This is a genomic window from Sodalis sp. RH20, assembly GCF_047324205.1.
In the GTDB taxonomy this organism is placed as follows: Bacteria; Pseudomonadota; Gammaproteobacteria; order Enterobacterales; family Enterobacteriaceae; genus Acerihabitans.
In genome coordinates, this window is record NZ_CP178733.1 from 5,414,963 (window position 1) to 5,436,028 (window position 21,066).

The window sequence follows — 21,066 nt, forward strand, 5'->3', positions numbered from 1 at the left end:
CCGCTTTGTTTTGCGCGCTTTAAACAGCACTGACTGGAATCACGTCCTAAAGCGTCGGCGGCTGCTGCGGTGGCAGCGAGGTGGAAGAGGCGGAGACCGACTGGTTCTGTTGCTTGAGCAGATCGCGGATTTCAGTCAACAGCGTTTCTTCAGCGCTCGGTTTCGGCGGCGCCGCCGGGGCTTCTTCATGCTTGCGATGCAGTCTGTTAATCAGCTTGATAACACAAAACACCGCCAGGGCGACGATCAGGAAATCGAAGACATTCTGCAGGAAAATACCGTATTGCAATACCACGGCCGGCGTATCGCCCTGCGCGGGTTTCAGCACCCACCCGAACGAGCGGAAATCCACCCCGCCAATCAATAAACCCAGCGGCGGCATTATGACGTTGGCCACCAGCGACGTGACGATTTTACCGAAGGCGGCACCAATTATTACCCCGACTGCCAGGTCCACAACATTGCCGCGCATGGCGAATTTTCTGAATTCCTGCAGGAAACTCATAGGCTTGCTCCTTCTTGGTTAATGACAAATTAAGTCTAACAAAGGATGCTGTTTTTACCAGAATCTTTAACAATTTGTGGCAATTGGGCGTGCCGGTGCGCCGGCATTTTATAAAAAGAACGGGCTGGGCTGGAATAAACGCTCGACGTCGGTAATGAATTTTTTATCGGTCAGGAACATAATTACATGGTCGCCCTGCTGGATACGGCAGTTTTTATTAGCGATGATGACATCGTCGCCCCGGACGATGGCGCCGATAATAGTGCCGGGCGGCAATTTGATGGCATCAATGGTGCGTCCCACCACTTTTGACGTGCTTTCATCACCATGGGCGATAGCCTCGATGGCCTCGGCGACGCCGCGGCGCAAGGAGGACACGCTGACGATATCCGCCTTGCGCACATGGCCCAGCAATGCCGATATGGTGGCCTGCTGCGGCGAAATAGCGATATCAATCACGCTGCCCTGCACCAGATCCACATAGGCGCGGCGTTGAATCAACACCAGGACCTTTTTAGCGCCCATGCGTTTGGCCAGCATCGCCGACATAATATTGGCTTCGTCATCGTTGGTAATGGCGATGAAGACATCGATTTGCTCGATATGCTCTTCGGCCAGCAGTTCCTGATCGGAGGCGTCGCCAAAAAATACAATGGTGTCATGCAGCAGCTCCGCCAGCTCTGCCGCCCGCTGCTGGTCGCGTTCGATAAGCTTGACGCTGTAATCTTTTTCCAGTCGCTGCGCCAGCCCCGCGCCGATATTGCCGCCGCCGACAATCATGATGCGTTTATAGGGTTTTTCCAGGCGCTGCAGCTCGCTCATTACCGCCCGGATATGGGGCGATGCGGCGACAAAAAACACTTCGTCGCCGGCCTCGATCACCGTCGATCCCTGTGGGCGGATCGGGCGATCCTGGCGGAACACGGCGGCCACGCGGGTATCGATATGCGGCATATGTTCGCGTAGGGAGGACAGGGCATTGCCCACCAGCGGCCCGCCGTAATAGGCTTTTACCGCGGCGATGCTGACTTTCCCCTGGGCAAAATTCACCACCTGCAGCGCCCCGGGGTATTCGATCAGTTTATAAATATTGTCGATCACCAATTGTTCGGGGGAAATAAGATGATCGATGGGCACCGCCTCGGGCGAAAACAGCTTGGCGGCTTCGCGGATATAATCGGCCGAACGGATGCGCGCAATACGATTGGGCGTTTTAAATAGCGTATAGGCAATCTGGCAGGCGATCATATTGGTTTCATCGGAATTGGTCACCGCCACCAGCATGTCGGCATCCTCCGCGCCGGCTTCACGCAATACCCGTGGATGCGAGGCATGGCCCTGGATGGCGCGAAGATCGAATTTATCCTGTAATTGGCGGAGCTGGGCCGGGTTGGTATCGACGATGGTGATATCGTTGTTTTCGCCCACCAGGTTTTCAGCCAGGGTGCCGCCCACCTGTCCCGCCCCAAGGATTATTATTTTCATAGTCGGTTCTTCATGCCCATTCTGTGCGGGTCAATATGCCCGGTGCGTCACTCTTTATCATCTTAGCGTAAAAGAAGCCGTCACCGTCATCTGCGGCGGGAAAACATTGCCGGCCGGGGTGGTCGGCGTCGCCGGTTTCAACCAAAACGGCGTCGGCGTGGCTTGCCAGGAAGGCGCCGATTTGTTCGCTGTTCTCTTCGGGCAGTACTGAGCAGGTCGCGTAAAGCAGCGTGCCGCCGGGTTTAAGCAACGGCCAGATCGCAGTGAGGATCTGCCGCTGCAATGCCGCGAGCTCCCCGATATCACGATCGCGCCGTAGCCACTTGATATCCGGATGGCGGCGGATCACGCCGGTGGCGGAGCAGGGGGCGTCAAGCAGTATGCGGTCCCAGGTCCGATCCTGGTTCCATTCGCCAGGGCGGGTGCCGTCGCCCACCAGCACCTGGGCCCGCTGTCCCAGGCGCTGCAGGTTTTCCTCAATACGCGCCAGACGCAGGGGGTCGATATCCACCGCCGTGACACGGGCGTCGGGGGCCAGCTCAAGGATATGGGTGGTCTTGCCGCCGGGCGCGGCGCACAGATCCAGAATATCCTCTCCCGCCTGCGGCGCCAATAGCAGCGCGCAGCCCTGAGCCGACGCGTCCTGCACCGTTACCCAACCCTGTGCAAAGCCGGGCAGCCGGCCGACATTGCAGGCAACGTCCAGTTTAACCGCCTCAGGCAGGCTTGGATGGGCGCTGGCGGCAATGCCCTCCTGCGCCAGCAGGGCGAGATACGCCGCGCGGCTGTGATGCAGCCGGTTAACCCGCAGCCACATCGGCGGCCGTTGGTTATTGGCCTCGATAATGGCCTGCCAGTGAGCGGGATATGCCTGCTGGAGACGTTTTACCAGCCAGGACGGGTGGAGGAAACGGCTTTCCTCTTGCGCGGACGCTGCCAGCAATGCCTCCTGCTGACGCTGGAACTGACGCAGCACGCCGTTCACCAGGCCCTTCAACTGCGGCGTTTTCAGCACTACCGCGCCTTCCACCGTCTCGGCCAGCGCGGCATGGGGCGGGATGCGGGTATAGAGCAGTTGGTAAATGCCGACCATCAGCAGATAGTGCACCGGCCGCTGTTTACCGGTCAGCGGTTTTGCCATCAACTGCCTGATTATCCATTCCAGCTGCGGCAGGGTACGTAAAATGCCAAAGCACAATTCCTGCAGCAGCGCGCGGTCCTTATCGGCCAGAGGACTTTGCAGCATCGGTAGCAATTGGCTCAGCGACTGGCCGTGATCCAGCACTTGGGACACCGCCTTTGCTGTAATGGCGCGGAGGTTATATCGTTTATTCATAGTTGACCGAAGGAAAGTGAAGGTGGCCGCAATTAAACCGCCCGCGCCATTGCTGGCATTGCCGGGCGGTAGCCGGGAGGCATCAATCCAGGATGGCGCCGGGGGTAAACCACTCACGGCGGGAATTCAGTAAATCCTGCGCCGCCATGGGCTTTTTTCCCGCAGGCTGGAGCAGCGTCAAATTGAGCGCGCCGCTGGACGTCGCGACCTGAATGCCGTTTTTATCGGCGTGTAGAATCGTGCCGGGGGCGGACTGCGCCGGTAAATCCAATGCCGCCGCCTGCCAGACTTTAATGGTCTGGCCGCCGACGGTAAAAAAGCTTATCGGCCAGGGGTTAAAGGCACGCACGCAGCGCGCAAGCATAGCGGCCGGGCATGACCAGTCCAGGCGCGCTTCTTCTTTGCTCAGCTTTTCGGCGTAGGTTACCAGGCTCTCATCCTGCTTTTCCGGCGCCAGGGTGCCGGCGGCGCTGCGCGCCAGGGTATCGAGCAGCGCCCGCGGACCGATTGCAGCCAGTTTTTCATACAGGCTGGCGCTGGTGTCCCCGGGCTCTATGTCGCAGGCTGATTGATACAGCATATCGCCCGTATCCAGGCCCGCGTCCATTTGCATGATGGTGACGCCGGTGACGCTGTCGCCCGCCCACAGGGCGCGTTGAATCGGCGCCGCGCCGCGCCAGCGCGGCAATAACGAACCATGGACGTTCAGGCAGCCCAGGCGCGGCATATCCAGCACCGCCTGGGGCAGTATCAGTCCGTAGGCCACCACCACCATGATGTCGGCCCCAAGCTCCGCCACCAGGCGCTGGCTGTCCGCGGGGCGCAGGGATTTGGGCTGGTATACCGGCAACAGGTGCTGTTGCGCCAGAATTTTTACCGGACTGGCCGTAAGCCTGTTGCCCCGGCCCGCCGGGCGGTCGGGCTGGGTAAAGACGCCCACCACCCGATGCGCGGAATCGAGCAGCGCCAGGAGATGGCGCGCGGCGAAATCCGGCGTACCGGCAAAGATGACACGTAAAGAATCGGACACGTTAATTCCTGTATGGCGACGGTTATTTTTCGGCGCGGGCGTTGATTTTGGCCAGTTTTTCCATTTTCTGGCGGATGCGCTGGCGCTTTAGCGGCGAGAGGTAATCAACGAACAGTTTGCCGACCAGATGGTCCATTTCATGCTGGATGCAAATGGCCAATAGCCCGTCCGCCTCCAGCTCGAACGGCTTGCCGTCGCGATCGAGCGCGCGCACCGTAACCTTCTCCGCGCGGGGTACGAAACCGCGCTGATCGGGTATGGACAAACAGCCTTCCTCGATGCCGGTTTCACCGCTTTTGGCAATCAGTTCGGGATTGATAAATACGTGGCGCTCGTTGTGGTCTTCCGACACATCGATCACGATAATCCGCTGATGTATATCCACCTGGGTCGCGGCCAGGCCGATGCCCTCTTCTGCGTACATGGTTTCAAACATATCATCCACGATACGCCGAACAGCGTCGTTAACTTCTTTTACCGGTTTCGCAATAGTGCGAAGCCGCTCGTCGGGGTAATGTAACACCTGCAATACTGGCATATGAGTCTATATCTGTGTCCGATTATGAAAACGATTCTGTCTCTTATTCTAGACATTTCCCGCCCTGATTGACAGCATCCGCAAGCAAATGTCACGACATACGCCGGCAAAAGGCGCGGGGGAACCATGACTGAACTGGAAATGTGGCTGCGCATGGCGGCGGTAAAAGGCGTTAACGGCGCCAAAGTGCAGCGTTGCCTGTTACAATTGCCCCTTCCCGGCGATTTTAGCCCGCAACCGCTCCTTTACGCCTGTCTCACCCCCGGCCAGCGTCAACGCTTCCTGCAATATCCCGCCGGTGACATTGAGGCCGCCCTGCGCTGGCTGGAGCATCCGCTGCATCATTTTGTGCCCTTTACCGATCCCGGCTACCCCGATGCGCTCAGGTCCCTCGCCTGTCCGCCGCCGGCGCTATTTATCATCGGCGACCCCGCCTGCCTGGCCTCCCCGCAGCTGGCCATGGTCGGCAGCCGGGTATGCAGCCGCTACGGCGAGCAGTGGGGCACGTTCTTTGCCGCCGATCTGGCGCGGTGCGGCCTGACCATCACCAGCGGGCTGGCGCTCGGCATTGACGGGATATGCCATCGCTCGGCGCTGGACGCGCAGGGCAAAACCATCGCGGTACTGGGCAGCGGCCTGCAGAACATTTATCCGTCGCGGCACCGGGGGCTTGCCGGGCGCATCGTGGCGCAGGGCGGCGCGCTGGTATCCGAGCTGGCATTAGACGCCCCGCCCCTGGCGGCGCATTTCCCCTACCGCAACCGGATTATCAGCGGGCTGAGCCAGGCGGTGCTGGTGGTGGAGGCCGCCGCCCGCAGCGGTTCGCTGATTACCGCCCGTTACGCCCTCGATCAGGGCAAGGATGTCTATGCCTTGCCCGGTCCGCTGGGCAACGCGGCGAGCGCCGGCACTCATTGGCTTATCCAACAAGGCGCTTACCTGGTAACCCAGCCGAAGGAGATTATTGAACAGCTCGGCGGCGGCCTGCATTGGCTGCCTTTGCCGCCGCCGGAAATTATTTCTGCGCCAGAATGCGAACTTGAATTGCCATTTGCCGAGGTGTTGGCTAACGTAGGAGATGAGGTTACACCTGTTGACGTCGTCGCTGAACGTGCCGGCCGGTCTGTACCAGAGGTAGTGTCAAAGCTATTGCAACTGGAGTTAGCAGGCTGGATCGCAGTTGTACCCGGCGGCTATGTCCGTTTAAGGAGGGCAGGCCATGTTCGACGTTCTAATGTACTTGTTTGAAACATACATCCACAATGAAGTGGAAATGCGGGTCGATCAGGACAAGTTAACCGACGATCTCACCCGCGCGGGTTTTCATCAGGACGATATCTACAATGCGCTCAACTGGCTGGAGAAGTTGGCCGATCTGCAGGACGGACAGGGCAAATCCTTCGCCATGGGCGGTGATCCGCTGGCATTACGCATTTACACGGATGAAGAGAGTCAGTTCCTGGATACGGAATGCCGCGGATTTTTATTGTTTCTGGAACAGATTCAGGTGTTAAACCTTGAAACGCGTGAAATGGTGATCGATCGCGTCATGGCACTGGATGCCGTCGAGTTCGATCTGGAAGATCTTAAATGGGTAATCCTGATGGTGCTGTTTAATATCCCCGGATATGAAAATGCCTATCAGCAGATGGAAGATCTTGTATTCGAAGAAGATGAGAGCCGTCTGCACTAGAGAATCACTGACGATATATCCCTATGGCAAAAGCTGCGCTCTTTAACGCAAGGCAAACCGAACTCTGCCCTGAATGCGGGGCAGAGCTCGTGATTCGTTCCGGGCAGCATGGACCCTTTCTCGGATGTTCCCAGTATCCGCGCTGCGGTTATATTAAATCGCTTAAACAGCAGGCTGACGGCCATATCGTCACGGTGCTTGAGGGGCAGTCATGCCCGGTGTGCCAGGGTAGCCTGGTGCTGCGCCAGGGCCGCTACGGCATGTTTATCGGCTGTGGCAATTATCCTGACTGTGATTATATTGCCGCCATGGACCAGCCGGATGAAACCGCCTTCAGTTGCCCCGAATGCAAAACGGGCAAACTGGTACAACGCACTTCCCGGTTTGGCAAAATCTTTTATGCGTGCGACCAGTATCCCCACTGCCGGTTTGTGCTTAATTTCAAACCGGTGGCGGGTGAATGCGAATTTTGCCATTTTCCGCTGCTATATGAAAAAAACACCGCGCGCGGGCCCCGGCTTTTTTGTGCCGATAAGCGCTGCGCCAAGCCGGTATCGATAAACGAAAATGATGAAAAATAATCAACCGCCGGCATTGGCCGGACTGGTGGACACGCTGCGGCAAGGGCGCATCGTTGCTTACCCCACCGAAGCGGTCTTCGGCCTGGGATGCGATCCGGATAACGAGTCGGCGGTCCAGGCGCTGCTGGCCCTTAAGCAGCGCCCCTGGACCAAAGGCCTGATTCTCATTGCCGCCAATTATCAACAGCTATTGCCTTATATCGACGAGACCGCGCTTACCCCGCAGCAGCGGGAGCGTGTCTTTGCCCGCTGGCCGGGGCCGGTGACCTGGGTGATGCCCGCCCGTCCGGAAACGCCGCGCTGGCTAACCGGCCGGTTTTCCACCCTGGCGGTACGGGTTACCGCCTATGAGCCGGTGCGGCGCCTTTGCCTGGCGTTCGGCAAACCGCTGGTTTCAACCAGCGCCAATGTCACCGGCCAACCGCCTGGCCGCACGCCCGCCGAGGTTCGCCAGCAGTTGGGCAATAACTTTCCTGTGATGGAAGACCGGGTGGAAGGGCGGCTGAACCCTTCGGAAATTCGCGATGCATTAACCGGCAGCCTTATCCGGCAGGGTTAATCAGGAGAACCGCTTATGGATACTTACGCCGTTTTCGGCAATCCGATACACCACAGCAAATCGCCCCATATCCATGCGCTGTTTGCCGCGCAAACCGGTATCGTCCATCCGTACGGGCGGGTGTTGGCCCCGGAGGATGCGTTTGAGCAAACCCTGCGCGATTTTTTTGCCGCCGGCGGCGAAGGCGCCAATATCACCATGCCTTTTAAAGAACGGGCGTTTGCGCTATGCGATCAGTTAACCGAACGGGCTTCTCAGGCAGGCGCGGTCAATACGGTTAAAAAACAGCAGGACGGTACGTTGCTTGGGGATAATACCGATGGCATCGGCCTGCTGGCGGATTTGCAGCGCCTGGGGCTGATAACCCATGACAGCCGGATTTTGCTTATTGGCGCGGGCGGCGCGGCGCGCGGGGTCATCCTGCCGTTGCTCTCTTTTGGCTGCGCGATAGTACTCACCAATCGCACCTTCAAACGGGCGCAGGAACTGGTGTCCTTCTATCACCATGCCGGCGAAATCAGCGCGCGGCCGCTGGATGAATTGGCCGCACCGGATTTCGATCTGGTGATTAATGCCACCACCTCCGGCATCCATGGCGAGATCCCGTCACTGGCAACAACGCTGATTACCCCGGAGGTTCGCTGCTACGATATGTATTACCAGCGCGGACTGACGCCGTTTTTGCGCTGGTGCGCCGTGCAGGGTGCCGGGCATAGCGCCGATGGCCTGGGAATGCTGGTGGGCCAGGCGGCTTATTCGTTTATGCTGTGGCATGGGGTGATGCCCGATATCGCACCGGTACTGGAACAGTTGCGCAGCGAGCTGTCTGTCTGAAACGGCGAATTCGCCTGCCCTTTGCCGCCGCCGGGCAGGCGGTGTTATCCGCTATCCGGTCTGCTCGGTGGCGCCGGCGGCTATTTTTCCTGGGCCAGGTACTGATCCTTCCAGCGCACATAATTATTGGCTGAATAGAGCAGGCCCGCTATTTCCGCGGGCGTAAGCGCCCTGACCCTGCGAGCCGGGCTGCCGAGATACAGATAGCCGCTTTCCAGCCTTTTGCCCGGCGACACCAGACTTCCCGCACCTATCATGACGTCATCTTCCACCACCACCCCGTCCAGCAGGATAGACCCCATGCCGACCAGGACGCGATTGCCAATGGTGCAGCCGTGCAGCATAGCCTTATGCCCCACGGTAACATCCTCGCCGATAACCAGCGGATTGCCCGCCGGATTATGTTCTGATCTATGGGTGACATGCAGCACCGTGCCGTCCTGGATATTGGTGCGGGCTCCGATGATAATATTGTTGACGTCGCCGCGCATGGCAACCAGCGGCCAGATGCTGACGTCATCCGCCAGGGTGATCTCACCGATCACCACGCTTGAGGGATCGATCATCACCCGTTGACCCAGGATCGGAAACCGCTCCTGGAAGGGGCGCAATGATTTTGACAATTCCGACATGTTTCTACCTTTCCATCGATCTGTTTTTATCGACTGTATCGCCGTAACGGCATAGATATCAACACTGGAGATCCGGAAAAATCCCCTTTTTGGGGAAGCGATCGCTCAAGATCGGGGCATAAGGGATGAAAAATAGACAGTTGGCAAGAAAAGATCAAAAAACGCTTGTGCAATATGTCCGGATCCCTATAATGCGCCTCCATCGACCGGCACCGTGCAGCACATCGCAGGGTAGCGGAAACGAGTCAGAAGACAGGCCGAACGGGCTTGACACTGAAAGAGGAAAGCGTAACATACGCCACCTCGCGCCAGACTGATTACAGCGGCGCACTGCTCTTTAACAATTTATCAGACAATCTGTGTGGGCACTCACAAGACCGTATCGAAACACAAAATACCAAGTCTTGAAGAGTGAACAAACAGTTAATTCATAAGATTAACAGTATGACAATCTTTGAGCATCAAGCTTTTAATTGAAGAGTTTGATCATGGCTCAGATTGAACGCTGGCGGCAGGCCTAACACATGCAAGTCGAGCGGCAGCGGAAAGTAGCTTGCTACTTTGCCGGCGAGCGGCGGACGGGTGAGTAATGTCTGGGGATCTGCCTGATGGTGGGGGATAACTACTGGAAACGGTAGCTAATACCGCATAACGTCGCAAGACCAAAGTGGGGGACCTTCGGGCCTCACGCCATCGGATGAACCCAGATGGGATTAGCTAGTAGGTGAGGTAATGGCTCACCTAGGCGACGATCCCTAGCTGGTCTGAGAGGATGACCAGCCACACTGGAACTGAGACACGGTCCAGACTCCTACGGGAGGCAGCAGTGGGGAATATTGCACAATGGGCGCAAGCCTGATGCAGCCATGCCGCGTGTGTGAAGAAGGCCTTCGGGTTGTAAAGCACTTTCAGCGGGGAGGAAGGCGATAAGGTTAATAACCTTGTCGATTGACGTTACCCGCAGAAGAAGCACCGGCTAACTCCGTGCCAGCAGCCGCGGTAATACGGAGGGTGCGAGCGTTAATCGGAATTACTGGGCGTAAAGCGTACGCAGGCGGTCTGTTAAGTCAGATGTGAAATCCCCGGGCTTAACCCGGGAACTGCATTTGAAACTGGCAGGCTAGAGTCTCGTAGAGGGGGGTAGAATTCCAGGTGTAGCGGTGAAATGCGTAGAGATCTGGAGGAATACCGGTGGCGAAGGCGGCCCCCTGGACGAAGACTGACGCTCAGGTACGAAAGCGTGGGGAGCAAACAGGATTAGATACCCTGGTAGTCCACGCTGTAAACGATGTCGATTTGAAGGTTGTGGCCTTGAGCCGTGGCTTTCGGAGCTAACGCGTTAAATCGACCGCCTGGGGAGTACGGCCGCAAGGTTAAAACTCAAATGAATTGACGGGGGCCCGCACAAGCGGTGGAGCATGTGGTTTAATTCGATGCAACGCGAAGAACCTTACCTACTCTTGACATCCAGAGAAGACTTCAGAGATGAGGTTGTGCCTTCGGGAACTCTGAGACAGGTGCTGCATGGCTGTCGTCAGCTCGTGTTGTGAAATGTTGGGTTAAGTCCCGCAACGAGCGCAACCCTTATCCTTTGTTGCCAGCGAGTAATGTCGGGAACTCAAAGGAGACTGCCGGTGACAAACCGGAGGAAGGTGGGGATGACGTCAAGTCATCATGGCCCTTACGAGTAGGGCTACACACGTGCTACAATGGCGCATACAAAGAGAAGCGAACTCGCGAGAGTAAGCGGACCTCACAAAGTGCGTCGTAGTCCGGATTGGAGTCTGCAACTCGACTCCATGAAGTCGGAATCGCTAGTAATCGTGGATCAGAATGCCACGGTGAATACGTTCCCGGGCCTTGTACACACCGCCCGTCACACCATGGGAGTGGGTTGCAAAAGAAGTAGGTAGCTTAACCTTCGGGAGGGCGCTTACCACTTTGTGATTCATGACTGGGGTGAAGTCGTAACAAGGTAACCGTAGGGGAACCTGCGGTTGGATCACCTCCTTACCGAAATAGATACTAATTGTGTAGTGTCCACACAGATTGTCTGATAACTGTAACGAGCAAGAAAAACCTTCTATAGGCTTGTAGCTCAGGTGGTTAGAGCGCACCCCTGATAAGGGTGAGGTCGGTGGTTCGAGTCCACTCAGGCCTACCAGTTCTACTTACCCTGGTCATTTTCACCGCTGCGTGACTCATGTGCTTGCGCACACTGCGTTACTCGCGACGAAACTGTCTGCGGCTAAGCGAACTGGTCCATTCTTTACTGTGCAGGATTACGGCGCCACTCGTTTATTTCAATAAACTTCGTGACCCCACGCCTTGCCTGGAAACGAATGGGCTATCAAGTTGTTCTCCTTTCTAAATGCCATTGCTTTGTAGCTTAATTGATGCACAGCAATTTCAGTGCGGAAAAGAGTCTGGTTGATGTTAAAAGGTTAAACGACTTGGGGCTATAGCTCAGCTGGGAGAGCACCTGCTTTGCACGCAGGGGGTCAGCGGTTCGATCCCGCTTAGCTCCACCATTTCCTGACGGGGATGGGTGGTAAGATTGTCTGGTTTTTCTTATTTATTTCAGAGCACATTGTTACGCAACCGCGTATCAGTATGCTGCGAAATACATGCTCTTTAACAATCCGGAACAAGCTGAAAATTTGAAAAAAACATGCTGAGCAAAATCAGTATGCGATTCTCTCAAAGCAAACAAACCTAATGATTGCCGTGTCGATGGCAATCTCTGTAGCCCAGGCGAGGGTTTACTCTCACCAGGGTGAGACTGTGCGAACAGTGTCAGGGCAAGGCGCACGGCGCGCAGCCAGCGGAGTGGACTCAATGTCCATGAGCATGGCGAGCACCGCGCAACGATGCCATGGCAGTGTGCAGCCAGTCGCAACACAGACACTTTAGGGTTGTGAGGTTAAGTGAATAAGCGTACACGGTGGATGCCTAGGCAGTCAGAGGCGATGAAGGACGTGCTAATCCGCGAAATGCGCCGGTGAGCTGATATGAAGCGCTATCAGCCGGCGATGTCCGAATGGGGAAACCCAGTGCAATTCGTTGCACTATCATTACGTGAATCCATAGCGTATTGAGGCGAACCGGGGGAACTGAAACATCTCAGTACCCCGAGGAAAAGAAATCAACCGAGATTCCCCTAGTAGCGGCGAGCGAACGGGGAACAGCCCAGAGTCACCATCAGCATTTGCATCAGGAGAACGGTCTGGAAAGTCCGGCAACACAGGGTGATAGCCCCGTATCCGAAGGTACAAGTGCTGTGAGCTCGATGAGTAGGGCGGGACACGTGATATCCTGTCTGAAGATGGGGGGACCATCCTCCAAGGCTAAATACTCCTGACTGACCGATAGTGAACCAGTACCGTGAGGGAAAGGCGAAAAGAACCCCGGCGAGGGGAGTGAAATAGAACCTGAAACCGTGTACGTACAAGCAGTGGGAGCCTTGATTTATCAGGGTGACTGCGTACCTTTTGTATAATGGGTCAGCGACTTATATTCTGTAGCAAGGTTAACCGAATAGGGGAGCCGTAGGGAAACCGAGTCTTAACTGGGCGTTAAGTTGCAGGGTATAGACCCGAAACCCGGTGATCTAGCCATGGGCAGGTTGAAGGTTGGGTAACACTAACTGGAGGACCGAACCGACTAATGTTGAAAAATTAGCGGATGACTTGTGGCTGGGGGTGAAAGGCCAATCAAACCGGGAGATAGCTGGTTCTCCCCGAAAGCTATTTAGGTAGCGCCTCGTGAATTCATCTTCGGGGGTAGAGCACTGTTTCGGCTAGGGGTCCACCCCGGATTACCAACCCGATGCAAACTGCGAATACCGAAGAATGTTACCACGGGAGACACACGGCGGGTGCTAACGTCCGTCGTGAAGAGGGAAACAACCCAGACCGCCAGCTAAGGTCCCAAAGTCATGGTTAAGTGGGAAACGATGTGGGAAGGCATAGACAGCCAGGATGTTGGCTTAGAAGCAGCCATCATTTAAAGAAAGCGTAATAGCTCACTGGTCGAGTCGGCCTGCGCGGAAGATGTAACGGGGCTAAACCATGCACCGAAGCTGCGGCAGCGGACATATCACTTAAGACAATTGTACGGAAAAACGATTGACGGAGCGCAGCGACGTCAATGCGTTCATCACGTCGAGTTGACTTAAGGATATGTCCGTTGGGTAGGGGAGCGTTCTGTAAGCCTGCGAAGGTGGCCTGTGAGGGCTGCTGGAGGTATCAGAAGTGCGAATGCTGACATAAGTAACGATAAAGCGGGTGAAAAGCCCGCTCGCCGGAAGACCAAGGGTTCCTGTCCAACGTTAATCGGGGCAGGGTGAGTCGACCCCTAAGGCGAGGCCGAAAGGCGTAGTCGATGGGAAACAGGTTAATATTCCTGTACTGGGTGTGACTGCGAAGGGGGGACGGAGAAAGCTAGGTTCGCCGGGCGACGGTTGTCCCGGTTTAAGCGTGAAGGTGGAAAAAGCAGGTAAATCCGCTTTTTCATTCAACACTGAGGCGTGATAACGAGCCACTACGGTGGTGAAGGAATTGATGCTACGCTTCCAGGAAAAGCCTCTAAGCTCCAGGTCACATCGAATCGTACCCCAAACCGACACAGGTGGTCAGGTAGAGAATACCAAGGCGCTTGAGAGAACTCGGGTGAAGGAACTAGGCAAAATGGTGCCGTAACTTCGGGAGAAGGCACGCTGGCATTAGGTGGAGGGACTTGCTCCCCGAGCTGAAGCCAGTCGCAGATACCAGCTGGCTGCAACTGTTTATTAAAAACACAGCACTGTGCAAACACGAAAGTGGACGTATACGGTGTGACGCCTGCCCGGTGCCGGAAGGTTAATTGATGGGGTTATCCGTAAGGAGAAGCTCTTGATCGAAGCCCCGGTAAACGGCGGCCGTAACTATAACGGTCCTAAGGTAGCGAAATTCCTTGTCGGGTAAGTTCCGACCTGCACGAATGGCGTAATGATGGCCAGGCTGTCTCCACCCGAGACTCAGTGAAATTGAACTCGCTGTGAAGATGCAGTGTACCCGCGGCAAGACGGAAAGACCCCGTGAACCTTTACTATAGCTTGACACTGAACATTGAGCCTTGATGTGTAGGATAGGTGGGAGGCTTTGAAGTGTGGACGCCAGTCTGCATGGAGCCAACCTTGAAATACCACCCTTTAATGTTTGATGTTCTAACTCCGGCCCATAATCTGGGTCGAGGACAGTGTCTGGTGGGTAGTTTGACTGGGGCGGTCTCCTCCTAAAGAGTAACGGAGGAGCACGAAGGTTAGCTAATCACGGTCGGACATCGTGAGGTTAGTGCAAAGGCATAAGCTAGCTTGACTGCGAGAGTGACGGCTCGAGCAGGTGCGAAAGCAGGTCTTAGTGATCCGGTGGTTCTGAATGGAAGGGCCATCGCTCAACGGATAAAAGGTACTCCGGGGATAACAGGCTGATACCGCCCAAGAGTTCATATCGACGGCGGTGTTTGGCACCTCGATGTCGGCTCATCACATCCTGGGGCTGAAGTAGGTCCCAAGGGTATGGCTGTTCGCCATTTAAAGTGGTACGCGAGCTGGGTTTAGAACGTCGTGAGACAGTTCGGTCCCTATCTGCCGTGGGCGTTGGAAGATTGAGAGGGGCTGCTCCTAGTACGAGAGGACCGGAGTGGACGCACCACTGGTGTTCGGGTTGTCATGCCAATGGCATTGCCCGGTAGCTACGTGCGGAAGAGATAACCGCTGAAAGCATCTAAGCGGGAAACTTGCCTCGAGATGAGTCTTCCCTGTGGCTTTAAGCCACCTGAAGGGACGTTAAAGACGATGACGTTGATAGGTCGGGTGTGTAAGCGCAGCGATGCGTTGAGCTAACCGATACTAATGACCCGTGAGGCTTAACCTTACAACACCTAAAGTGTTTGACGCGAAGAGAGCGTCGCCCCAAGGGGCGACGAGAGAATTTTCAGCGAAGTTCCGGATAAACGGACGTGGCATAGAAGGATATGCGGCGGACGGTAACGAATTTGCCTGGCGGCACTAGCGCGGTGGTCCCACCTGACCCCATGCCGAACTCAGTAGTGAAACGCCGTAGCGCCGATGGTAGTGTGGGGTCTCCCCATGCGAGAGTAGGGAACTGCCAGGCATCCATTAAGACCAATACCTTGAGCGAAGCGAAAGGCGTTGGTAAAAAAGCTTTGAGCGCTGATATGGCTCAGTTGGTAGAGCGCACCCTTGGTAAGGGTGAGGTCCCCAGTTCGACTCTGGGTATCAGCACCAGTTTTAACGGTAGAGTTCGGCAAATAAAGAATTTGCCTGGCGGCACTAGCGCGGTGGTCCCACCTGACCCCATGCCGAACTCAGTAGTGAAACGCCGTAGCGCCGATGGTAGTGTGGGGTCTCCCCATGCGAGAGTAGGGAACTGCCAGGCATCCAATTGACGAAGCCCTCTGTGTAAACAGAGGGCTTTTTCATGTCCGTGACCCTGGCGGTTCGCTACTCGAGTAAGAGAGTAGGACAACAGGCGGAGCCTGTTGAACGCCGCTTGCGGCGGCCCGCAGGGTGCCTGACGCCGTCAGGCATCAACTGCCAGGCATCCAATTGACGAAGCCCTCTGTGTAAACAGAGGGCTTTTTCATGTCCGTGACCCTGGCGGTTCGCTACTCGAGTAAGAGAGTAGGACAACAGGCGGAGCCTGTTGAACGCCGCTTGCGGCGGCCCGCAGGGTGGCCGCCGCAGGCGGACATCAACTGCCAGGCATCCCATTGGCGAAGCCCTCTGTGCAAACAGAGGGCTTTTTCATGTCCATGACCCTGGCGGTTCGCTACCCGGCTTGCGTATAACGGGTAACAAACATTTATCTGAAGCTCCATTGCACGCTGATGACAAGTACGGTAGGAATGATTATTCCAGTTTCAATACCGAAGTAATCTGTAAAATTGTATTGAATAGCATGATAAATATATGGCGCAAATCCTATTCCAGTCGCTTTCTTAAAATTGTTATAAGCGCCATGATCACCGCAACGACTGAAAGCGTCAAAAAAAAATTCCCCTGTATAACCATATATCCCTTTAAAAACCCAGCCGGAGTCACCCGATATCCAGTCCCTTCTCAATCCCATTGCCAGACAGCGGTCCCCGAAACTGTTGTTCATCGTCCCAAGCAATATACTGTAGTTGGAATCTTCAGAAAATTTGCGCTCGACTGATAAGAATTTATTATCAAAAAACTCATTATATTGCCCATAATTACCAGTCAAGTGATACACAAACGAACCGGTATTGGCGGAATATAAGTTTATCTCTCTGGCATACGTTCTGGTGGCGACGATAAGTATAAAAAAACATAAAGCTTTGCTTGAGTTTTTAAACATTTTAATAATCTCTTTGATAATAAAAATTATATCTTTTATCTGAAAATAATTAAAAAAAACATCAAGAGGGGGAGAGAGAATTCTGTAATGAATATATCTAAGATATAGTTTAAATTCGCACAAAGAAAAAGGCTTTATTTTTTCAATCAGATTTTGCCTGAGACCACCCGCTGCAAACCTGGCTGCCAGCCTGTGATTAACCACTTTCCGGTTGCGTTCAGCATATTCCCCCGGTCAGTATAACCGGCTACCCTGAGGTAGATAATGGCACAGCATTGTGTAATAAATCCCATTGGCCCAGGCGTTTTTTATTTTATAGTTTATCAGCCGGAGAGGTACAGGAAGGCGTCTGTGCCGGTAATGTTATTTAATGACGGGTCTGTGCCGATGACATTATGCGTCTTCGCAGCAACGTTGGCGTCAGAAGCAATCGTCAATTGTCAGGCATGCAATTGCAAAAAAACTCGGTGACAACAGAGGGCTTTTGCATAGACATCAACCCTGGCGGTTCGCTACCCGGACGAAGAGACGCGACTTAAGCTTTCAGAAACGCCCGCATCCATCATTGAAGCGCCGCCTGAGGCTGGCGCTGACCTGAACCTGGCGGCATCCCGCACCGGTGACATGCCGAACAGGCGTGCATATTCACGGCTGAATTGTGAGGCGCTTTCATACCCAACGGTAAATGCGATTGCGGCGGCGTCCTGAGGATCGAACAACAGCAACCAACGGGCCCTAAGCAGACGCAGACGCTTCTGGTATTGAATCGGCGTCATGGCGGTGATGGATTTGAAGTGACGATAGAAAGCCGCGACGCTCATATCGGACATTGCCGCGAGCGACTCGACGCGGAATGGTTCGGTGTAGTGCTCACGGATCCACAGGGTGGCGCGTCGAATCTGCGACAAACGGCCTTCGGGGCGGGCGATTTCGCGCAGCATACCTCCCAGCGGCCCTTGCAGTACCCGAAACAAAATTTCCCGCTCGATCATGGGGGCAAGGATCGCGGCTTCTCGCGGGCGATTAATAAGTCTCATCATACGCAACCATGCATCAATCATTTCAGCAGGCGCGGTCACCGCGGAAAAGCCCCCCGTGTTTGGACGCGCGTCCGCTTCGGACTCACCAGCGAGCAACGTGGCGATGACCTTGACATCAAGGGCCAGGCCGATCGCAAGATAGGGCTGCCCCGGTCCGCTCGAATGGATCTCGCCGGTGGCGGGTACATCCACGGGGACAAGAAAATAGGTCGCCGCTGCATAATCCAAAACCTGATCCCCAATGGAGAGCGTCTTGGAGCCCTGTAGAACCAAGTGCAGCATGGGCTGATAAACCCGATCCGCGCACGCCTCGGCCCGCACCATGGTCACGTGCGATAGGCCGGTATCTGTCCACGTGTTTCCTGCACGCATAACGATGCTGCGCAGCTCATCCATTGCATTGTTCATGCAATTGACTATGGGGTAAACCCGATGGCAAAGCAAGCGGAGTGAGAAAATCAGGCAAGGATGAGAGAAGAACGGGCACGCCGCTGGCCGGCTGTTGACCCTATGCTATTGGCAAGCGGGCGTTGCGTCCGGATCTCTGAGATCTGACCACCTTCACCCCCGCGAGCCATTACTCAACGATATAAAAGGTAATTATATGAAACTTAAAGGCAAAATAGCGGTTGTCACCGGCGCATCAAAAGGCATCGGCGCCGGCATTGCCAAAGCGTTTGGCGCTGCGGGCGCGACGGTCGTCGTAAACTATGCGTCAAGCAAGGACGAGGCCGACGCGGTTGTCGCGCAGATTCAGGCGCAGGGCGGCACCGCAGTCTCTATTCAGGCGGATATGAGCAAGGCACGCGACGTCACACGCTTGTTCGATACGGTCAGAGCGGACTACGGTAGGCTGGATATTCTGGTAAATAACGCCGGGGTCGCGGTGTTTCAAATGATTGAAGACCTTACGGAGGAAGCCTTCCATCAGCAGTTTAATATCAATGTGCTGGGGTATCTACTGGCTGTTCGTGAAGCGGTAAAGCATTTCGGCAAATCAGGGGGCAGCATCATCAATATTAGCTCCATCCTCAGCACCGACCCTTATCTTGCATCCAGTGTTTATTCAGCCACCAAAGGGGCGGTCGATACCCTGACCCTGGCGTTGGCCAGGGAGTTGGGCCCCCGTGGGATCAGGGTCAATGCCATTCTGCCCGGCCACACCAATACGCCTGCGACGAAAGGTCATTTTGCGGGCGAACTGGGGGAAAAACTTATTGCCGGAACACCCTTGGGCCGTTTCGGCGAGCCGGAAGACATTGCGCCCGTTGCGGTGTTCCTGGCGTCCGATGATGCACATTGGGTAACAGGCGAATACATTAGGGCCGCGGGCGGAGTGCGAGGCGTGGGTTACTGATCAACGCGGATTGCCGCCCGCGCCTACGCTTTAACGGGTCTCGCCAAGCCGGTTGCCGCTTTGCGTATCAAACAAATGCAGGCTTTCCGCCTTGGTTTCCAGCCAGAGCGGTTGCCCGGGCTGGCACAGGATCCGGCCGGCAAACTGGACATGCAGCGGGAAACCGCCCCAGTCTACGTGCAGCAGGCTGGTCTCGCCGGTTACCTCCATCACGCGCAACGTGGCGGCGGGCTGTTCCGAAGCATCAAGGCGCAGGAAATCATGCGGACGAATGCCAAGCGTCACCGGCGCGCCGCCCTGAAGCTTTGCCGCAGCGTGCCATTTTGCCGGCAGCGGGAACCACAGTGCGCCACAGCTTACGCCCGCAATCCCATCGCGTGTCTCAACCTTCCCTTCCAGCAGGTTCATCGGCGGCGAGCCGATAAAACGCGCCACGAAGGTATTGGCCGGCCGATCGTAAATTTCCAGAGGCCTGCCTTGCTGAACGATATTGCCTTCCTTCATCACCACAATTTGATCGGCCAGGGTCATGGCCTCCACCTGGTCATGGGTAACATATACCGTGGTGGTTTTGAGCTGCTGATGCAGCGATTTAATCTCGGCGCGCAGCTCCATGCGCAACTGGGCATCCAGATTGGACAACGGCTCGTCAAAAAGGAATACCCGCGGATTGCGCACCATGGCGCGGCCCATGGCCACACGTTGGCGCTGCCCGCCGGACAGCGCCTTCGGCAGCCGCCGCAACAGGCGTTCGATACCCAGCATGCGGGCGACTTGCTCAACTTTGCTTTGCTGTTCCTGGCGCGGTACTTTTTTTACCTGCATATGAAACGCCAGGTTTTCCGCGACCGTCAAATGCGGGTAAAGCGCATAGCTTTGGAACACCATGGCGATATCCCGATCCGCCGGATCCAGGTCGTTGATACGCTGTTTATCAATAAAGATATCGCCGTCGGAGACGGTATCGAGCCCGGCCAGCAGGCGCAGCAGGGTGGATTTGCCGCAGCCGGAGGGGCCGACTAACACCGTAAAGCTGCCGTCGGGGATGGTGAGATCCAGCGGATTAAGCACGGTATGTTTGCCATAACGTTTGGCGATCTTGACGAGTTCGACGCTGGCCATGGATTATTCCTCACCGGCAAGGGATTGAAGGGATGCCCGGTCAGGATACTGACGCGGCGAGCTGCCTATGGCCTGCCCGGCGACACGAATGCCCCAGCGCAGCGCCTGGCGGCGGTTATAACCGTACAGCAGGGCGCTGAGAAAACCGGCGTTAAAACTGTCGCCGGCGCCGATGGTATCTTTGATTTCGACCTGCTCGGCGGCGTGGGAAAATTCCCCCTGCCTCTCATATACCGTGGCACCCAACGCGCCGCGCTTGATGACGCAGGCGCCGCCGGGCGTGAGCTGCGCCGCCAGCGTTTTTCCGGCCAGCGCCAGATCGCCGCTGTCCGCCAGGCCCAGCGTTTCCACTTCATTCAATAATAAATAGTCACAGTAACCGAGCCAGCGGGCGATATCCCTACGCAGGCGCTCGTTCCAGCCGTCGGGGGGCCAGCCGGTATCCACCGCCACCTGAAAACCGCGGCGGCGCAGCGTAGCCAACAGCTCCGGATACTCCTTTAGCAGCCGCAGGCAGAGAAAGGTGCCGCATAATAAGACGATATCCCCCGGCGTCGCCTGCGGCGGCAGCTGCATCAGCACGTCTTGCCGCGTCAGGCGCACGATATGTCCCTGGTTGCTGAAAAAGGTGCGTTCGTTATCAGGATGGGTCAGGCCCACCGTCAGCGAGGTTTCGCAGGCATAACGCGGCCAGAAGGGCGCGCTGGCGGTAAAATAACCCGCCAGCCAGGAAGAAAAATGATCGTCTCCCTGATTGGCCACCGCCCGGTGCGGCGTGCCGAGCGCCGCCAGCGCCAGCGCGCAGTTGCCGGCCGAGCCGCCGGGCCGCATGGCGCTGTGTTCCAGCATCGCCTCGGTTCCGCGGGCGGGCCAATGGTGCAGGGTGCCCATAATCAGGTCGATATTGATATTGCCCACCACATACAGCGTGGCGTCGATCGCGGATGTTGTCATGAAGGTATCCAGTTC

At 56.0% G+C, this 21,066-nt stretch carries 16 protein-coding genes, 3 tRNA genes and 4 rRNA genes; 13 read left to right on the forward strand and 10 right to left on the reverse strand.

Features of this window, described 5'->3' with window-relative positions:
* Positions 1–46: 46 nt before the first annotated feature.
* The 5 genes from mscL to def all read right to left on the reverse strand — a co-directional run bounded on the left by mscL (position 47) and on the right by def (position 4,894).
* A complete protein-coding gene (gene mscL, locus ACL2XM_RS24705; RefSeq protein ID WP_413721558.1) occupies positions 47–505 on the reverse strand; it encodes a large-conductance mechanosensitive channel protein MscL in 459 nt (152 codons plus the stop codon).
* A 108-nt stretch (positions 506–613) separates the two neighbouring features.
* Complete coding sequence (gene trkA, locus ACL2XM_RS24710) at positions 614–1,990, reverse strand: Trk system potassium transporter TrkA (RefSeq protein ID WP_413721557.1); 1,377 nt, start codon at positions 1,988–1,990, stop codon at positions 614–616.
* Between the two features lie 10 nt (positions 1,991–2,000).
* Entirely contained in the window at positions 2,001–3,326 is a 1,326-nt protein-coding gene (gene rsmB, locus ACL2XM_RS24715; protein ID WP_410013287.1) for a 16S rRNA (cytosine(967)-C(5))-methyltransferase RsmB, read from the reverse strand.
* Positions 3,327–3,408: 82 nt separating this feature from the next.
* A complete protein-coding gene (fmt, locus tag ACL2XM_RS24720) occupies positions 3,409–4,356 on the reverse strand; it encodes a methionyl-tRNA formyltransferase (RefSeq protein ID WP_413731855.1) in 948 nt (315 codons plus the stop codon).
* Positions 4,357–4,378: 22 nt separating this feature from the next.
* Entirely contained in the window at positions 4,379–4,894 is a 516-nt protein-coding gene (gene def, locus ACL2XM_RS24725) for a peptide deformylase (protein WP_410013289.1), read from the reverse strand.
* Positions 4,895–5,020: 126 nt separating this feature from the next.
* On the opposite strand from def, the gene dprA reads away from it, so the two are divergent.
* Genes dprA through aroE form a run of 5 tightly spaced genes read left to right on the forward strand, consistent with a single transcriptional unit; the run spans position 5,021 to position 8,561 of the window.
* On the forward strand, positions 5,021–6,142 hold the full coding sequence (gene dprA, locus ACL2XM_RS24730) for a DNA-protecting protein DprA (RefSeq protein WP_413731857.1): 1,122 nt from the start codon (positions 5,021–5,023) through the stop codon (positions 6,140–6,142).
* On the forward strand, positions 6,114–6,587 hold the full coding sequence (locus tag ACL2XM_RS24735) for a DUF494 family protein (RefSeq protein WP_410013291.1): 474 nt from the start codon (positions 6,114–6,116) through the stop codon (positions 6,585–6,587). Before dprA ends, ACL2XM_RS24735 begins: the two co-directional genes overlap by 29 nt.
* Before the next feature lie 23 nt (positions 6,588–6,610).
* Positions 6,611–7,168 (forward strand): topoisomerase DNA-binding C4 zinc finger domain-containing protein, encoded by a 558-nt coding sequence (locus ACL2XM_RS24740; protein WP_413731859.1) that lies wholly within the window; start codon positions 6,611–6,613, stop codon positions 7,166–7,168.
* Entirely contained in the window at positions 7,158–7,727 is a 570-nt protein-coding gene (gene tsaC, locus ACL2XM_RS24745; protein WP_410016715.1) for an L-threonylcarbamoyladenylate synthase type 1 TsaC, read from the forward strand. Before ACL2XM_RS24740 ends, tsaC begins: the two co-directional genes overlap by 11 nt.
* Before the next feature lie 15 nt (positions 7,728–7,742).
* Positions 7,743–8,561: a shikimate dehydrogenase gene (gene aroE, locus ACL2XM_RS24750; RefSeq protein ID WP_410013293.1), complete on the forward strand. Its 819-nt coding sequence runs from the start codon at positions 7,743–7,745 to the stop codon at positions 8,559–8,561.
* A gap of 80 nt (positions 8,562–8,641) precedes the next feature.
* Here aroE and ACL2XM_RS24755 read toward each other — a convergent pair whose 3' ends face one another.
* The gene (locus ACL2XM_RS24755; RefSeq protein WP_410016716.1) at positions 8,642–9,184 is read right to left on the reverse strand and encodes a gamma carbonic anhydrase family protein; all 543 of its coding nucleotides are present in this window, start codon (positions 9,182–9,184) and stop codon (positions 8,642–8,644) included.
* A gap of 479 nt (positions 9,185–9,663) precedes the next feature.
* Between ACL2XM_RS24755 and ACL2XM_RS24760 the strand changes: the two genes are divergently transcribed.
* From ACL2XM_RS24760 to rrf (ACL2XM_RS24790), 7 genes are all read left to right on the forward strand, one after another.
* Positions 9,664–11,206: ribosomal RNA gene (locus ACL2XM_RS24760) — 16S ribosomal RNA — on the forward strand.
* A 74-nt stretch (positions 11,207–11,280) separates the two neighbouring features.
* A tRNA-Ile gene (locus ACL2XM_RS24765) sits at positions 11,281–11,357 on the forward strand.
* Between the two features lie 291 nt (positions 11,358–11,648).
* Positions 11,649–11,724: transfer RNA gene (locus ACL2XM_RS24770), tRNA-Ala, on the forward strand.
* 390 nt (positions 11,725–12,114) lie between these two features.
* Positions 12,115–15,108: ribosomal RNA gene (locus ACL2XM_RS24775) — 23S ribosomal RNA — on the forward strand.
* 124 nt (positions 15,109–15,232) lie between these two features.
* A 5S ribosomal RNA gene (rrf, locus tag ACL2XM_RS24780) occupies positions 15,233–15,348 on the forward strand.
* A gap of 58 nt (positions 15,349–15,406) precedes the next feature.
* Positions 15,407–15,482 (forward strand) — tRNA-Thr (locus ACL2XM_RS24785).
* A gap of 35 nt (positions 15,483–15,517) precedes the next feature.
* Positions 15,518–15,633, forward strand: a 5S ribosomal RNA gene (rrf, locus tag ACL2XM_RS24790).
* The 16S, 23S and 5S rRNA genes sit together here with 3 tRNA genes alongside, the layout of an rRNA operon.
* A gap of 426 nt (positions 15,634–16,059) precedes the next feature.
* On the opposite strand, the gene ACL2XM_RS24795 is transcribed toward rrf (ACL2XM_RS24790), so the two are convergent.
* Both ACL2XM_RS24795 and ACL2XM_RS24800 read right to left on the reverse strand, forming a co-directional pair.
* Positions 16,060–16,578 carry a hypothetical protein gene (locus ACL2XM_RS24795; RefSeq protein WP_413733265.1) on the reverse strand — a complete coding sequence of 173 codons (519 nt, stop codon included), beginning with the start codon at positions 16,576–16,578 and terminating at the stop codon, positions 16,060–16,062.
* Between the two features lie 512 nt (positions 16,579–17,090).
* The gene (locus ACL2XM_RS24800) at positions 17,091–18,014 is read right to left on the reverse strand and encodes an AraC family transcriptional regulator N-terminal domain-containing protein (protein WP_410013294.1); all 924 of its coding nucleotides are present in this window, start codon (positions 18,012–18,014) and stop codon (positions 17,091–17,093) included.
* 208 nt (positions 18,015–18,222) lie between these two features.
* On the opposite strand from ACL2XM_RS24800, the gene ACL2XM_RS24805 reads away from it, so the two are divergent.
* On the forward strand, positions 18,223–18,975 hold the full coding sequence (locus ACL2XM_RS24805) for an SDR family NAD(P)-dependent oxidoreductase (protein ID WP_410013295.1): 753 nt from the start codon (positions 18,223–18,225) through the stop codon (positions 18,973–18,975).
* A gap of 30 nt (positions 18,976–19,005) precedes the next feature.
* Here ACL2XM_RS24805 and ACL2XM_RS24810 read toward each other — a convergent pair whose 3' ends face one another.
* On the reverse strand, positions 19,006–20,097 hold the full coding sequence (locus ACL2XM_RS24810) for an ABC transporter ATP-binding protein (RefSeq protein ID WP_410013296.1): 1,092 nt from the start codon (positions 20,095–20,097) through the stop codon (positions 19,006–19,008).
* Positions 20,098–20,100: 3 nt separating this feature from the next.
* Entirely contained in the window at positions 20,101–21,051 is a 951-nt protein-coding gene (locus ACL2XM_RS24815; protein ID WP_413721553.1) for a carbohydrate kinase family protein, read from the reverse strand.
* Positions 21,052–21,066 lie beyond the last annotated feature (15 nt).

Excerpts from the sequence above, each read along its gene's own strand:
- def (WP_410013289.1), bottom strand. The coding sequence starts at position 4,894 with ATGCCAGTATTGCAGGTGTTACATTACCCCGACGAGCGGCTTCGCACT.
- ACL2XM_RS24810 (WP_410013296.1), bottom strand. The coding sequence starts at position 20,097 with ATGGCCAGCGTCGAACTCGTCAAGATCGCCAAACGTTATGGCAAACAT.
- ACL2XM_RS24800 (WP_410013294.1), bottom strand. The coding sequence starts at position 18,014 with ATGGATGAGCTGCGCAGCATCGTTATGCGTGCAGGAAACACGTGGACA.
- aroE (WP_410013293.1), top strand. The coding sequence starts at position 7,743 with ATGGATACTTACGCCGTTTTCGGCAATCCGATACACCACAGCAAATCG.
- tsaC (WP_410016715.1), top strand. The coding sequence starts at position 7,158 with ATGAAAAATAATCAACCGCCGGCATTGGCCGGACTGGTGGACACGCTG.
- rsmB (WP_410013287.1), bottom strand. The coding sequence starts at position 3,326 with ATGAATAAACGATATAACCTCCGCGCCATTACAGCAAAGGCGGTGTCC.
- ACL2XM_RS24815 (WP_413721553.1), bottom strand. The coding sequence starts at position 21,051 with ATGACAACATCCGCGATCGACGCCACGCTGTATGTGGTGGGCAATATC.
- mscL (WP_413721558.1), bottom strand. The coding sequence starts at position 505 with ATGAGTTTCCTGCAGGAATTCAGAAAATTCGCCATGCGCGGCAATGTT.
- dprA (WP_413731857.1), top strand. The coding sequence starts at position 5,021 with ATGACTGAACTGGAAATGTGGCTGCGCATGGCGGCGGTAAAAGGCGTT.
- ACL2XM_RS24735 (WP_410013291.1), top strand. The coding sequence starts at position 6,114 with ATGTTCGACGTTCTAATGTACTTGTTTGAAACATACATCCACAATGAA.
- ACL2XM_RS24805 (WP_410013295.1), top strand. The coding sequence starts at position 18,223 with ATGAAACTTAAAGGCAAAATAGCGGTTGTCACCGGCGCATCAAAAGGC.
- trkA (WP_413721557.1), bottom strand. The coding sequence starts at position 1,990 with ATGAAAATAATAATCCTTGGGGCGGGACAGGTGGGCGGCACCCTGGCT.
- ACL2XM_RS24740 (WP_413731859.1), top strand. The coding sequence starts at position 6,611 with ATGGCAAAAGCTGCGCTCTTTAACGCAAGGCAAACCGAACTCTGCCCT.
- ACL2XM_RS24795 (WP_413733265.1), bottom strand. The coding sequence starts at position 16,578 with ATGTTTAAAAACTCAAGCAAAGCTTTATGTTTTTTTATACTTATCGTC.